This is a genomic window from Pedobacter zeae (assembly GCF_014196715.1).
Lineage (GTDB): Bacteria > Bacteroidota > Bacteroidia > Sphingobacteriales > Sphingobacteriaceae > Pedobacter > Pedobacter zeae.
In genome coordinates, this window is the sequence record NZ_JACIEF010000001.1 from 640,287 (window position 1) to 654,945 (window position 14,659).

Consider the following 14,659-nt stretch of genomic DNA (forward strand, 5'->3'; position numbering starts at 1 on the left):
AAAATAATATACCTTATTGCCATTGTTCGTGTCCCCACGAACCACTCATTTTTACTGTTTAAAATTCTAATCTTAGATCCTTTAAAAAAGCATAGCTTAATTCATTCATTTCGTAAAAAGACGCTGAAGAATATTGATATTCTTCGGGCTCTGTTGCCAATTGCCAGTGTTCCGTACATGGGTTATTGTGTAAATAATCTAACTTTTGAAAGGCAACTTCTGGAGTATATAAGTGTATCGCTAATGAATCTCTCTGCCAAAATTCATAATTTTTATTAATGGAGTTAGTATAAAAATTAATAAGCTCACTTGGACTTAATAGTTTTTTGAACTCGTGGGCCGTGTATTTTAAAAATGAACCCTGGACAGTTTCTTTTCCATTTAGTTCATTTGTCCGCCAAATGGTATGTGTATGATTGGGCATAATAACAAAAGCGAAAACATCCAATTTATTCAATTTACTCAGATGCTCAAATGAACTTAAAATGATATGTTTAAACTCGTCTTTCTCCAACAATTTTTGCCATTTATTAATGGTAGCAGTCCAAAAATAAATTTGTCCAATTTCAATGTAATTCTTTCTTCTGATTTCAAATAATTTATCCATTGCTATTAGATTTTGGTTTATGGAGATGCTAGTGGTTAGGCGTGTTTTTAAGTTACAGTTCGTGGAGACACGAACAGAGGCTATTGGTTCGAATAAAATTACTCATCCTTTTTAGATTTCAATTTTGTCATGGTTCGTGGAGACACGAACCATGGTTATTTATTAAAATATTATAATTAACTGCGTTAAATAATACACTTATCATTCGTGTCCACATGAACCATTCATAATTCTATTTCACCACCTCTACCCATTTACCAGGTTCTGTGGCCGAAATATCATTGTTGTACATCGCTTCACATTGAACAGCTGATAAATAATATTTGCCCAGATAAGATGCATTAAGCAATACTTTATAAACCAGGCTTTCACCTTGCCTGATATTAAAATACGTAAAAACACGGTCGTCCCTGATATCCTGGTAGGTATATGGCGATGAAGCCAAAATACTTTGGTTATCATTTACCCTGGTATTGATAATTTCCCAACCCGAAGGAAAAATCTGGGTTAAGGCCATTTGCTCATAATAGCCCATTCTGCCAGGGTTTTTTATCGTTACCTCCGCATAGAAATCTGTTCCCTGTTTTAAGGTAGTAGGATCCAAAACTTTTCCGTTTAAACGTTTGTAGCTCACGCTCATATCCAAAACATCCGGGCGGTTAGGTAGGAAGTTATTCTGACCTGCAATTGGCTGTCCTTCTAAAACCAAACGCACAAACAATACATTATTGCCATTATTGGTAACGGAGGCCGTATTACCTTTAAAGGTTACCGGCGTACTATTGATATACTGATTCGAACTTACCGGTGCGGTTTTTCCATCCAATACATATTGGTACTGCAATTTATTTGCCGATTGGTTCGAACCGCAAAATTTTGCAATGGCTAACAAACTGTAAGCTGTTGTTTGTGTACTGTACCAGGTGTTTTCGCCAAGTTTTGCTGCTAAAGGCTGTAATAAACCGGCAGCTTTTGCTTTCTGCCCGAGCAGGGTTAACGTTTCCAAAATCATGGCCTCATCGCGCACATCAGAGCCATAAGTTCCGCCCAGTTGTTTGTAAGCCGGGATGGATATCTCTAAACCTCTGATCATGTTCTGAGCCACATCGTTCTGTCCGGCAAGTTTATAGGCAGCTGCCAGGCGCCATTTTGCAGCTACCGATAGGTACTCGAAAGCTTTTAAGCGGTTCATGGCTGCCATTTCAGGCTTTTTAGCCAGGGCAAGCATGTATAAACGGTATGCCTGCAACAAATCGCCCCCATAAAAATTATTGCTGTTTGGTGCCCAGTTTGTTGCTTTTGATTTTTGAAAGCGCAGTAACTCATCTAAAAGTCCAACGGGTAAGGTATAACCTGCATTTTGGGCTTCAACCAGGAAATGACCGGCATAATTACTGCCCCACTCGTCAGATGTACCTTCTCCCGGCCAGTAAGATAAACCACCATCTGTAGTTTGGAAACCTTTCAGCCTGGTTATCCCGGCTTTGATATTTTTTTCTGTTTTGGCTTTCTGCTGTTCGTTCAATGGGCTTAACCGATCTAGAAATAGCTGCGGGAATATGCCCGAAGTGGTCTGCTCTACACAGCCATGTGGGTATTGGATGAGGTACCCCAATCTTTTGCCAAGGTTGATTGCCGGGATAGATGAAACTTCCAGTGATCCGGAGTTGGTACCTGTCATTCCGATCGGTAAATAGTTTACTGCCCATTTAGTATGTGGCTGCACCGTTGCTGAGACTACATTAGTTACATAAGGGTTTGGATTTCTGATATCCATTTCTACATCGTAAACTGTTTTTTCAGCTCCGCTCTGTGCAATTACTTTTACTTTGGCAATTCCCACAGTATTTGGTGCTTTAACTTCGAAATAGGTCATTTGCTCGCCTGTTTGTTTGTAGTAAAGCTGCTGTTTATTGGTACCCTGAACAATGAGGTTACTGGCCTGAAGCTGAACAGATACATTTTTAAGGTTATTCTCTGTAGCAAACACCGTAACAGGTAAGGTGAAACTTTCACCCGGACCAATTACCCGTGGAAGAGTAGCCAATACCATTAATGGCTTTTTAACCTGAACCGATTTTTCTGCAAAACCATAAGCTGCTTCTTGTCCGGCAACTACCATGGCCCTTACCGCACCGATATATTGAGGCAATTTAAATTTATGCGTTTTACTTTCTCCCTTGCCTATGGTAAAAGGACCCATAAATTTAACTACAGCTGTAAAGCGGTTTGCTTTTGCCGGGTTGAGGTTTTTATTGATGGTTCCATCACCGCCTATACTTAAAATGCGTTCTAAATTTCCTCCCCAGGCACCTAATACATAATCGAATAAATCCCATGTTTTAACGCCCAAACCTTCACGGGCATAAAATGCACCATGTGGATCGGGTGTTTTAAAACGGGTTAAATCCAACAGGCCTTCATCTACCAGGGCAATGGTATAAGTCATGGCTTTGCCGTTTTGTTCGCCCACCGTGATCGTGTTTTCGGTTTCGGGTTTAATTTTATCAGCCATCTTAATGGTCGGCTTCAGGATGGTTTGCGGATCTTCTATCGAAAGTGGGATTGCCCCGTACATCCTGATCGGTAAATCATTAACGGTTTGTGCATGAGGCTGTAATAATGTGATGTTGGCAAAAACATTTGGTGCCATTTCTTTCTCGGCCTTAAACTTAAACTGTGTTTGCCCGGCTTTGGTATCCAGCCAAAATGTTTTTATTACGCGGCTTCCGTTCTCAATGGAGATTAAGGCCCGTCCGTTTTTTCCCGTTGGGATGGTTAGGGTTATATCTTCCCCAACCGTAAATTTCTCTTTGTTAGCCGTAAAAGATAGCATAGATGCCTCTGTAGGGTTATTCGCTTGTTCGCGCTGTGCCCATCCTGGCCAATCTATATAAACCGATTTTCCGGTAACATGTCCGCCGTTTACATCACGTACCAAAATTAAATACCGGCCCCATTCTGGCTCGTCTACGCGCAAATTCCAGCTTCCTTTTCCATTAAACAGGTTTACCTGGTGGCTTTCTACCAGTTTGTTGTATTGGTTTTGGGTAAAGTTGGCGTAAGTATACTGGTCGTCCTGTTCCCACCACCAGCGCCATTGTGTTTTGTATAACTCTACCGTAACGGTTTTGGTGCCGCTTAATAATTTTCCATCGGTATTTACATTCACAATTTCAACTTTATGCTCTTTTCCGGTAACCAGCATGCCACTTAACCGATCGCCCTTTTCGGTACGGATTCCTAAATAGCTATGGTATACATGATAGGGAATGCTGAAATTATCGATACTGAAATTACCTCCCGGTTCGAAAACTTTGGTGGTGAAATTTGCCCTGAGGATACCCGGGGCAGTATGGTTCTCGTTTAAACTGGTATTAACCTGAGCAGTGCCATTCTGGTTTAAGGTGCCTTCGAAAATGGTTTTAACCTGCGATTGGAAGTTTACCGTTGGATTATCAAAACTGAAACCTTCAAAACCTTTAAACTTGGTTTCGGTAGTGTTTAAGTTTACATCAACCTTCGCCCTCAGGTTTTGGGCAACTGCGCCAAACAGCCATTTAGCCGATAGGGTAGCAGCAGCTGTTCCGGTACTTAAGTATGCCCTGTTTCCAATGTTGAAGTCAATTTTCAACCGGTTCGGCATTACTGTTTCTATTTTTAACGTTTTGGTAAATGTAGCGCCACCGGCTTTAACCTTAGCCATCCAGTTGCCGGTAGGAGCAGTACTTTCTGTAGTGGTTTTAAAACTATAGAACCCATTTAAAGGCTTGCCATTGATCAATCTTTTATAAAGTTGGCCTTTGGGGTTATAAAACTCCATGGTTACCGGATAATTAGTCGGGAGTTTTTTAAGCTTGTCTTCCAAAATAAATGAAACAAATAAGCTGTCGCCTGGCCGCCAAACGCCACGTTCTCCATAAATAAAGCCTTTTAAACCGCTTTGAACTACATCCCCGCCCACATCGAACCTGCTTAAAGGAAGTGAACTTCCATCGTCTAATTTAAGGTAGCCACGTTCCGAGCCATTTTTAGCGATTAATAAGAATGGTTGGCGCTTCAGGTCAAAGCTTGCAAAACCATCACCATCAGTTTTAGTCGTAAAAATGATCTGTTTTTGGTAATCCATCAGTTCGAGGTTTACGCCGCTTAGCGGTTTTGCCGTCAATAAATCGGTTGCCACAACAAGCATGCTGTTATCATTGCCCCGTTTGGCTACTAAACCAATGTTTGAGGCAATTAAGTTTCTGCTTGCCCAGCGCTGGTTGGTGTAGAAGGAAGGCGTACATGGATTGTCTTTGTCATTCCACCTGTAGTTTTCAGGATAATAGTTATTGTAATGTTGCCAAAAATCGTCGTCTTCATCAATCTTCTCCCCATAACCCTCATCGTCACCATATTCATTTTCCTCATCACTTCCATCCGCTTTTCCTTCCCCGGTTTTACAGTTGTAGGCGTTATATTCCTGCCTGAAAGCGATGGTAACACGGTACATGGCACCGGGCTCAGTACGAATCATTTTATCAAGGTCGAGTGTAAAACGGTTCTTTTTATGAAGATTTAAAGCTTTATCTTCATCCAAACGAACGGTTTTCTGTAAAATTGGCTTTGCCACCCTTCTAAGTTCGTTTCCGTCTTTATAACTATTGGTTTGGAAAAACTGGGGGATGTTGTTTTCGTAAATTTTAATCACCGTTACATCAACGGCTTTCAGGTTAATGGCCTCGAAAGGCAAAACCAATTTTCCTGAATTAGGCAAAATACTTCCGCTGCCCGCAATGGTAACGGCAGGTAGTTTATCTTCAAAAACGAGGTTGGCCACTTTGCCATTTGCAAGCGTCTTTGCATTGATATTTTCAACTCCAGCATTTACACTCAACGTATAGTTACCTTTAAGTTCTTCGGCAGCGTAAACTTTAACCTGGCTGGCATCTATGGTATATCTTAAATCGCTCAGGTTACCAAGCGTGATCATGCCGGTTAAATCCTGACCTACACCAAGGGGTTCAGAAAATTGCACCAATGCATAATCTTCTTCACCCTGAATGGCTTTTATATCCAGTATTTCGAATTTATTGATTGCCGGAACACGGATATCTACTGTTCCTTTTTGCCCGGCATCAATGGCATCGCCATCCCAATCTATTGTTAAAGTTTGGTCGTTTCCGGTTTTTTTTATGCTGTCGATAGTGAATTTTGAAGTGTTTTTGGACAGATCGTGCTGCCATTTGATTTTTAATTTCTGATCAAAATCCAGTGAAACCGTTTTCTCAATTTTGCTGGTTTCTTCCACATCGGCTGTAGCTACTTCGCCTGTTAACTTCATATAATCCAGGGAAGTATTGTTCTGTGAAACCAAGCCATTCTGCGAAAGCATAATGCCCGGTGTAATTACTTTAAACTCAAAATCGAAATCTTCGAGGCCTTTTTCTGTGGCAGAAACTTCCGACAACTTAAATGTAGCTTCGTATTTTTTGCCTGGTTTCAGGTTTTCGTCAGGTCTAAATTCAACCGTTTGCGGGTCTATCCAATAGGCTTTTCCCGAAATAGAAGGGGAGAAGTCGAAAAGCTCACGCGGATCGGCTTTGCCCAAATCATGCATACCTGTAGCGGCATTTGCCAGGTGCACGCGTATAAAACTCTTTTTAGAAATGGTACCCGAAGTATATGCTTCGATATATTTTGCGTATGCCTGGTTTTCTTCGTAGTTTTTCTTCTTTTTATTGAAATAGATCAATACAATTGCCGCTATTGAAACAGCAAGCAAGCCGATAAAAATCAATTTCTTTTTGGGAGATGATTGGTAGGTAGATGGTTTTTCCATGAATGAAATTCGTTAAGATAAATGGTAATGTTTGCGGTTGCCGCAATTGCTATGCCGTAATTACACAGATTAAATCGAACACCCGCTATTCTATCTGAAAATTAAGTAAAATCAATGTTAAAATAAATGATGTTGAAAATTAAAGCGAATGGTTTGTTCATTTGCATGGATTTGGATAAGTTTACGGCATTAAACTCAATACAACCAGATATGATCAGGAAACTCTTAATTTTTTCGTGTTTATTAATTTCTTCACATTTTTGTTTTGCGCAGAAAGCCGAGGTAGAAAATGCGGTTACGCAATTGACCAAACTCATGATTAGTCCGGATAGTGCAGCTTTGGATAAAATATTGCTTAATAATTTAAGTTACGGCCACTCGAGTGGAAAAATACAGACTAAGCAGAAATTTATGCACTCATTACTTTCCGGGGAATCTGATTTCGTTGATATTAACTTAACCGATCAATCTGTTATTATTCAGAATAAAACAGCCTTGGTTAGGCATACCCTAAATGCTAAAACAAACGATAAAAATATTCCCGGTAATGTAAAACTGTATATTCTTTTAATCTGGAGTAAAGAAAGAGCAGGATGGAAGTTGCTTGGCAGACAGGCGGTTAAAGTGCCTTAGGTTAGTTTGGAGTTTTCAGTTTTGGGAGCAGGAAAACGTCCTTGTATCCAATTCATTTCCGGGTTGTTAATTTATTTGTCCCGGGGCTACGGGTCGAAATAGTAACCGTACTTTAAAGCTATTGAGTGGAAGCTCCGAACTTACCACTATAAAGGCCCAATTTAACTTACTTGATCATCACCCCAGGTCTGTTCACTAATGGTATTTTGATCAGATTTGAATCGATAATACTTTCAGGTAAGAAAATAAATTTCTTGTCGTAAATGGTGCTGCCAATGTAATAGCTTAACCAGTATTCGTTGGTTAAGCCAAAAACTTCAGGATCAATGGCTTCCACACCAGCGAAGGAATTTGCTTCCATGTCGCCAACAAAGTGTCTTAATACAGAGGTTTTTACCTGCTTTCCGTCTTTTTCGCCATAACCTTTGGAGCTGATCAAAACATTGGTTATGGGTTCGTTTTTTAAATTAATGAGATAAACTGTCCAGCTTCTTACTTCAGGAGTTTCGCCCATTAATACAACAGCCATTGCAATATCTTCAACTCTATTTTCTGGTAAATCTGCTTTCAAAGGGGGGTAACTGTTTAAATTGTTTAATCGGTTAATTGCAGGTATTAAATTTTGAATTTTTGTCTGTCATGTTCAGCTTGCCGAAACACTTACTTATGTTCTTCAACCGGCTCAGGATGACAATACTATTAATTGACTATGCTCGCAATTTTATCTTGGTAATCCTTTAATTCTGATCCTATTTTTTCTTTGCTACCGCCTTTTTTGCTGGTGCTGCTTTTTTCTTTGCCGGTGCTTTTTTCTTCGTTTCGAAAGCATTGGGTACCTGCTCCTCAATCATCTTCTTAACTGTTTCCAAATCAATGCCGGCCAATTCTTCCGGTGTGTATTTTTGCTTGGTCGCTTCGTTGTTCCTTAATTTGAGCATTAATTTGCCAAAACGGATGAACGGGCCCCAACGACCATTTTCGATCGAAATTTTTTCTGCGTCCCAGGTTTTAATGTACCTGTTGGCTTCTTTTTCAATTTTTTTACTAATTAAAGTCTCGATGTTTTCCTGGGTAAGGTGATCAAAATCGTAACCTTTTGCCGGGATATTGATAAAAAGATCGTTCCATTTAATAAATGGGCCGAAGCGTCCTTTGCCTTTTGTAACGCCTAAACCTTCGTAATAAGCGATGGGAGCATCATCATCCATTTTTTGGCGGATAATTTCAACAGCTCTGTCGTAAGTAACCGATAAAGGTTCTTCATTTTTAGGCAGTGAGATGAAACTTTCGCCCCATTTTACATATGGCCCGAAACGGCCAACGCCGATTACAACTTCCCTGCCTTCAAAATCAGGCAGCTGGAAAGGAAGTTTGAACAGCTCTAAGGCTTCATCCAGGGTAATGGTCGCTACAGATTGGTTACGCATTAAGCTGGCGTAACGCGGTTTTTCTTCCTCGTCAAGCTCTCCGATCTGCACCAGAGGGCCAAATTTACCCACTTTGGTATATACATTTTTGCCGGTTGCCGGGTCTATACCCAATAAACGTTCACCTGTAGCACGTTCAGCAGTTTCCAAGGTGGTTTCTACCTCACTGTGGAAAGGATTATAAAACGAATGCAGCATTTTGGTCCACTCCTGTAAACCCTGCGCAATTTCGTCGAATTCTTTTTCTACTTTGGCGGTAAAGTTAAAATCTACAATACCTTTAAAATGTTCTACCAGGAAATCGTTCACCACCTCACCAATGTCGGTAGGGAAGAGCTTCGATTTTTCGGCACCGGTAATTTCAGATTTAATTTCTTTTTTTACCTGTCCATCGGCTAAAACGAAAGCAGTATACTTACGTTGTTTACCTTCCCTGTCTTCTTTAACCACATAACCACGGTTTTGTACCGTTGAAATGGTTGGTGCATAGGTAGATGGACGGCCAATGCCCAGTTCTTCCAGTTTTTTAACCAAACTGGCCTCTGTATATCTTGCCGGCGGGCGCGAATAACGCTCCGTTGCCTGCATTTCTTTTAAAAATAGTTCCTGGTCCTTGCTTAAAGGAGGTAAAATTGCTCCACCTTCTTTTTCTTCATTTTCCTCATCATCGGTTGATTCGAGGTAAACTTTTAAGAAACCATCGAACTTTAATACTTCACCTTCGGCAACCAGATATTCTTTTCGTGTTGAAGCCGTAATCTGAGCCGTTGTTTTCTCGAATTGTGCTTCGCTCATTTGTGAGGCAATAGAACGTTTCCAGATCAGATCATACAAACGTTTTTCCGAAATATCGCCATCTACGGTATGCCTGTCGAAATAGGTCGGGCGGATGGCCTCGTGAGCTTCCTGTGCGCCTGCCGATTTGGTTTTATATACCCTTGGCTGGTGGTATTTATCGCCGTAAGCTGATTTTATTTCAGCCGCTGCAGCATTTATAGCCGTTTCTGATAAGTTTACAGAGTCTGTTCTCATGTAGGTAATCTTACCGGCCTCGTACAGTCTTTGTGCCACCTGCATGGTTCTCGCAACCGAAAAACCTAATTTCCTCGAAGCTTCCTGCTGTAAAGTGGAAGTGGTAAATGGAGCAGCCGGATTACGTTTTGAAGGCTTTGTTTCCAGGCTCGAAATATTGAACCTGGCATTGGCACAATCCTGAAGAAATTTTTCAGCTTCAGCTTCATTTTCAAAACGTTGTGGTAATTCTGCTTTTACCGTTTCTTTTCCTTTGCCCGTTGAAAACTGTGCCGTGATTTTGTAGGCTGCCGTTGCGTTGAAGTTTAAAACTTCTCTTTCCCTGTCAACAATTAAACGTACTGCAACTGATTGTACCCTGCCGGCTGACAGCGATGGTTTTACCTTTTTCCATAGCACTGGGGAGAGTTCGAAACCCACCAAACGATCTAACACCCGGCGTGCCTGCTGGGCATTTACCAGGTTATAATCTATTCCGCGCGGACTATCAATCGCTTTTAAAATTGCAGGTTTGGTAATTTCATGAAAAACAATACGTTTCGTTTTCTCTACTTTTAAGCCTAAAGTTTCGAACAAGTGCCAGGAAATGGCTTCCCCCTCGCGGTCCTCATCGGATGCTAGCCATACCATTTCGGCTTCTTTAGCAAGTTTTTTCAACTCGGCTACTACGTTTTTCTTATCCGCAGGTACTTCGTAGGTTTGGGCAAAATTATTTTTGATATCAATGGCCATATCGCCTTTAACTAAATCACGAATGTGACCATAGCTCGATTTTACAAGAAAATCTTTGCCCAGGTAGCCTTCTATAGTTTTAGCTTTTGCAGGTGACTCGACGATTAATAAATTTTTTGCCATGAAATACGTTTTTGTGCAAATAAAGCTATAATTAAAGCATAAATCCAAACCTCAAGAGAATTTAATACATTTTTTTTTATGAAGTCAGGTGTGATATGTTGGTTTATAGCGCTATTTTAATAGGGTTATTGTTTTTTGGAAAGCAATGCCGGCAATTCATAGCAATGGCTTTGCCCCGTCCTTTACTGCAAATCCTCACCCTCGTTTTCCCTGTCTGCGGGTTTTACGCTCCGGTCGGGTTTAGATGGCTTGGAAAGTGCTGCTATTTAGGTTATAATTGAAATCTTTAAGGTTTTTAAAAACCCCATAGATTTGTATAATTTACAGCTACATTACATCACGACAACTTATTTGTAACTATATTCGTATATTAAAATAAAAACAGCTATGATCAGTACAATCTTAATCTTATTAAACTTATTGGTGTCGCCACCGAAAAATGTTTACGATTTCAGCTTTAAAACCATTGATGGTAAAGAAATCAAGTTATCTAAATTTAAAGGCAAAAAGATCTTAATCGTTAACACGGCTTCAAAATGTGGTTTTACCCCTCAATATGAAGATCTGGAAAAACTTCAAAAAGAATACGGTAAAAAAGTGGTACTGATCGGTTTCCCGGCGGGCAACTTTGGCGGCCAGGAGTTTTCTACCAATGCCGAGATTAAGGAGTTTTGTACCGGCAAGTATAATGTTTCGTTTTTACTTGCTGAGAAAAGCAGTGTAAAAGGCGACGATATCAGTCCGCTGTTTAAATATTTAACCTCGCAGACCAATACAGAAGAACAGGGCGATATTAAATGGAACTTTGAAAAATTCCTGATCAACGAAAAAGGAGAGCTTGTTCACCGTTTCCGTTCTAAAACAAAACCTACCGACGAGGCAATTGTTAAATACCTGTAGGAAAGTGGTAAAATAAACAATGTAAGGGGAATATTGAATAATCTTTCTCTTTTCAAATAAGTTAAAGGTAAAATGGTAAACAGCTATTTTACCTTTTTTTTGTTGTGCTGATTTATTTTATAAGTAGAAACTACATTTTTATCTGTCTGATAGTTGCTGTTTGGTTAACTATCCTGTTTAAAGAACCTCTAATAACTTACCGGGGGAGCTCGAGTAAAGCCCGGTTTACTTGGTAGCTTGCTGTTGCGCTACGGCTGGGGGGATGTTGGCATTAGACATCTAAGAAACAAGAAAGGGGCTTAAATCCATAAGCCCCAATAAACCAAACAAACTATTTATGAAGTATATATATAACTCCATTCTAATTAAAATGTTTTTGGAATAATTAATTTATTTAGATTTTTTTAGCTGCTATTCGTTATATTTTATGATAAACGGGCTTAAAATGCTTAAAATAAGCCATTATGTAACAAAAATGCAGTTTGTTTTTGACTTTAGGATGTTAAAACAGATTTAGTTGTGCTGATTGGTAAATATATGGGTCGAATGAGTAGCTTGTTGTATTGTTTCGGCTTTCGCCTACGTAGTAAAGCGCTGTTTCTTCGTATCTCGAGGCTACCTTCACCAAAGTGCTGCCGGCCACGTTTTTAAAAAGCTTTTCAACCAATTCGGGGTTATTATTGTCTTTTGATAAATGACTCAACAATAAATGGCTCATGTAAGCAGGCTTGTGGTTCATAAAAAGCTCCAGCGCCTGTGCGTTGCTCAGGTGTCCATGTCCCCCCATAATCCTTCTTTTTAAGAAATAGGGATAATGGCCATTCTGTAACATGTCGGTATCGTAATTGGCTTCCAGAAAGGCTGCGTGGCAGTTTTTAAAATGGGTGATCAAACGATCGCATACCGTACCGATATCGGTAAAAACACCAACCCTGATATTGTTACACTCTACGGTAAAACTGTAGGGGTCTGCTGCATCATGAAATTTTGAAAATGCCGAGATTTTTAAATTGCCGATCTCGATACATTGCAGGTGGTTTAGCGGGAAGATATTGTTTTCGTCTAAAAGCAATCTGCTGCTTTTAAGTGTTAACGTGCTGATATATACCGGTAATTTGTACTTCTTTGCAAAAACGGTCAGGCCTTTAATATGGTCGCTGTGTTCGTGTGAGATAAAAATTGCCTTAATTTTGCTGATCGAAAGCCCCAGGCGGGTCATTCGTTTTTCAACTTCCCTGCAGGTGAGGCCTACATCAACTAAAACCGCTTCGTTATCGTTGCCCACATAGTAACAATTGCCGTTACTTCCCGAATTTATTGATGTAAAATATAGTGCCATTTTCTGCTTGCAAGATAAGGCTTATTTAGCTAAAGAAAAAGCAGGTTATGCTTTTACGCCATTGTGCTCTACCAGCCGCGACAGGAGGGGAAGAAAAGCCTGAATGAGGTTAAGTTCTTCCGAAGAAAATATTTTTTCCAATGTTTGTGCCAGCCATTCTTCTTTGATTTTACGGCTGGCAATAAGGTGTTTTTCGCCCAATTTGGTTAAACCGATAAATACTTTCCTTTTATCTTCCTCGCTCGGGAAACGTTCTACACATTTTGCCTCAAACAAACCGTTTATGATCTGTGAAATGGCCTGTTTAGATACCCTTTCCATATCGGCCAGTTCGGTAGATAGCAGTTTCCCATGCGTTTCCAGCAGCGACATGGTTAACAGCTCTGCATTGCTGAATTCGGAACTTACGTTCTGCCGGCGCAACTGGCGGGTTAAACGCGTAACCGTGCTTCTTAATTTTGCTGCAATCTCTTGTGTTTGAGTAGGCATATTAATGGTAAATAAACTTTACAAATATAAGCTTTTATTTTTATTTGTTATTTTTTGTTTTTTTCTGAATGGCGTTATTTATGATTTTTGGGTGATAAAAGTAAGTGTTTTGCGTTTTTTCGTTTAAGCTAATTTTTCTATTTTTGTAAAGTTACTTTACTAATTTTAAACACATGAGTATTTTTCGTTCACTAAGGCATTATAATTACAGGTTATTTTTTACCGGTCAGGCTATTTCGCTGATCGGCACATGGATGCAGCGTGTAGCCATCAGTTGGTTGGTTTACCGTTTAACCGGGTCGGCTTTTCTGCTGGGGTTAATTACTTTTTTAAGTTTAATCCCTTCGCTGGTTCTGGCGCCCTATGCAGGAAGTTACGTAGACCGGCATAACAAGTATAAAATTTTAGTGATTACGCAGGTATTACTGATGCTGCAGGCAGGCACACTGGCTTTGCTGATCTGGTTTAAAGTGTATGGCATGTTCTGGATCGCTGTACTTTCTTTGGTACAGGGCCTGGTAAATGCTTTTGACGTGACTGCCCGCCAATCATTAATGGTAAATTTAATTGATGATAAAGAAGATCTGCCAAATGCCATTGCGCTCAACTCGTCGATGTTTAATGCCGCAAGGTTGATCGGGCCGGCCCTGGCAGGTGTAATGTTGAGTACCTTGGGGGAAGATGTCTGTTTCCTGATCAATTTTATTAGTTTTATTGCAGTGTTAGGCTGTTTATTAATGATGAAACTTAAGCTCACTGCACATCAAAAAGCAACAGAAAATATCTGGATCGATCTAAAAAAAGGATACGATTACCTTAAATCGTCGCCAGATTTGGCCTCGATGGTTTTATTGATGGCTGCTTCCAGTTTACTGGTGATTCCTTTTACCACTTTATTACCGGTTTTTGCGAAAGATATATTTAATGGAAATGCTACAACCTTTGGATGGTTCGAAAGTGCAGCAGGATTCGGTGCATTTTTCGGAGCAATCTATATGGCTACCTTAAAGACAGGTCAGAACCTGCAAAAAGTGGTCATGTCTGCCGGTATTTTACTGGCGATTTCTGTTGTGGCCCTGGCCATATCACCATCGCTTATTATGGCTTTGTTTTGTACGGGGCTTGCTGCCCTGGGTTTAATGGCCCAAACTTCCTCTATTAATACCTATCTGCAAACACATGCCGATGATGTGATGAGGGGAAGAACCTTAAGTTATTACATTATGGCTTACCAGGGGGTATTGCCAATAGGAAGTTTGTTGATGGGGTACCTGGCACATCTTTTCGGAACACAGGTGGTAGTGGCTTTCGAAGGGGTTGCGGGCTTGCTGATTGTTGCCGCCTTTGTGTACCATGAAAAACACAGAAATCAATTGAAAAATAAGTTTTCCTTATTTGGAAATTAATTAATAAATGATGGTTAACAGCCTTTGCATTCCGAATGCAGGATAAAAATCGTTGGTTACCATTATGGAGTGAAGGAATATTAAGGTTTGGTGCAATTTGTTTCCCGCAGATGGCAGATGATAAGCGCAGATTTTAGCATAAAAACG

Annotated in this window: 9 protein-coding genes; 3 read left to right on the forward strand and 6 right to left on the reverse strand. The window is 40.2% G+C overall.

The genetic code is table 11. The features are described from left to right. Positions 1-58: 58 nt before the first annotated feature. Both GGQ60_RS02595 and GGQ60_RS02600 read right to left on the reverse strand, forming a co-directional pair. Positions 59-607 (reverse strand): transposase, encoded by a 549-nt coding sequence (locus tag GGQ60_RS02595; RefSeq protein WP_221235860.1) that lies wholly within the window; start codon positions 605-607, stop codon positions 59-61. Between the two features lie 232 nt (positions 608-839). Further along, positions 840-6,431: an MG2 domain-containing protein gene (locus tag GGQ60_RS02600; protein ID WP_183759832.1), complete on the reverse strand. Its 5,592-nt coding sequence runs from the start codon at positions 6,429-6,431 to the stop codon at positions 840-842. A 126-nt stretch (positions 6,432-6,557) separates the two neighbouring features. Here GGQ60_RS02600 and GGQ60_RS02605 point away from each other — a divergent pair, with 126 nt between their 5' ends. Continuing rightward, on the forward strand, positions 6,558-7,064 hold the full coding sequence (locus GGQ60_RS02605) for a nuclear transport factor 2 family protein (RefSeq protein WP_229685067.1): 507 nt from the start codon (positions 6,558-6,560) through the stop codon (positions 7,062-7,064). Positions 7,065-7,230: 166 nt separating this feature from the next. On the opposite strand, the gene GGQ60_RS02610 is transcribed toward GGQ60_RS02605, so the two are convergent. Beyond that, complete coding sequence (locus GGQ60_RS02610; protein ID WP_183759833.1) at positions 7,231-7,635, reverse strand: hypothetical protein; 405 nt, start codon at positions 7,633-7,635, stop codon at positions 7,231-7,233. 178 nt (positions 7,636-7,813) lie between these two features. Continuing rightward, positions 7,814-10,378 carry a type I DNA topoisomerase gene (gene topA / locus GGQ60_RS02615; protein ID WP_183759834.1) on the reverse strand — a complete coding sequence of 855 codons (2,565 nt, stop codon included), beginning with the start codon at positions 10,376-10,378 and terminating at the stop codon, positions 7,814-7,816. Positions 10,379-10,765: 387 nt separating this feature from the next. On the opposite strand from topA, the gene GGQ60_RS02620 reads away from it, so the two are divergent. After that, positions 10,766-11,278 (forward strand): glutathione peroxidase, encoded by a 513-nt coding sequence (locus tag GGQ60_RS02620; RefSeq protein WP_183759835.1) that lies wholly within the window; start codon positions 10,766-10,768, stop codon positions 11,276-11,278. Positions 11,279-11,780: 502 nt separating this feature from the next. On the opposite strand, the gene GGQ60_RS02625 is transcribed toward GGQ60_RS02620, so the two are convergent. Together GGQ60_RS02625 and GGQ60_RS02630 are read right to left on the reverse strand one after the other, a co-directional pair. Beyond that, a complete protein-coding gene (locus tag GGQ60_RS02625) occupies positions 11,781-12,617 on the reverse strand; it encodes an MBL fold metallo-hydrolase (RefSeq protein WP_183759836.1) in 837 nt (278 codons plus the stop codon). 45 nt (positions 12,618-12,662) lie between these two features. Next, positions 12,663-13,106: a MarR family winged helix-turn-helix transcriptional regulator gene (locus GGQ60_RS02630; protein ID WP_183759837.1), complete on the reverse strand. Its 444-nt coding sequence runs from the start codon at positions 13,104-13,106 to the stop codon at positions 12,663-12,665. Positions 13,107-13,279: 173 nt separating this feature from the next. Here GGQ60_RS02630 and GGQ60_RS02635 point away from each other — a divergent pair, with 173 nt between their 5' ends. Beyond that, positions 13,280-14,512 (forward strand): MFS transporter, encoded by a 1,233-nt coding sequence (locus GGQ60_RS02635; protein WP_183759838.1) that lies wholly within the window; start codon positions 13,280-13,282, stop codon positions 14,510-14,512. The last annotated feature ends 147 nt before the right edge of the window (positions 14,513-14,659 follow it).

Excerpts from the sequence above, each read along its gene's own strand:
- GGQ60_RS02620 (WP_183759835.1), top strand. The coding sequence starts at position 10,766 with ATGATCAGTACAATCTTAATCTTATTAAACTTATTGGTGTCGCCACCG.
- GGQ60_RS02635 (WP_183759838.1), top strand. The coding sequence starts at position 13,280 with ATGAGTATTTTTCGTTCACTAAGGCATTATAATTACAGGTTATTTTTT.
- GGQ60_RS02600 (WP_183759832.1), bottom strand. The coding sequence starts at position 6,431 with ATGGAAAAACCATCTACCTACCAATCATCTCCCAAAAAGAAATTGATT.
- GGQ60_RS02630 (WP_183759837.1), bottom strand. The coding sequence starts at position 13,106 with ATGCCTACTCAAACACAAGAGATTGCAGCAAAATTAAGAAGCACGGTT.
- GGQ60_RS02625 (WP_183759836.1), bottom strand. The coding sequence starts at position 12,617 with ATGGCACTATATTTTACATCAATAAATTCGGGAAGTAACGGCAATTGT.
- GGQ60_RS02595 (WP_221235860.1), bottom strand. The coding sequence starts at position 607 with ATGGATAAATTATTTGAAATCAGAAGAAAGAATTACATTGAAATTGGA.
- topA (WP_183759834.1), bottom strand. The coding sequence starts at position 10,378 with ATGGCAAAAAATTTATTAATCGTCGAGTCACCTGCAAAAGCTAAAACT.
- GGQ60_RS02605 (WP_229685067.1), top strand. The coding sequence starts at position 6,558 with ATGATGTTGAAAATTAAAGCGAATGGTTTGTTCATTTGCATGGATTTG.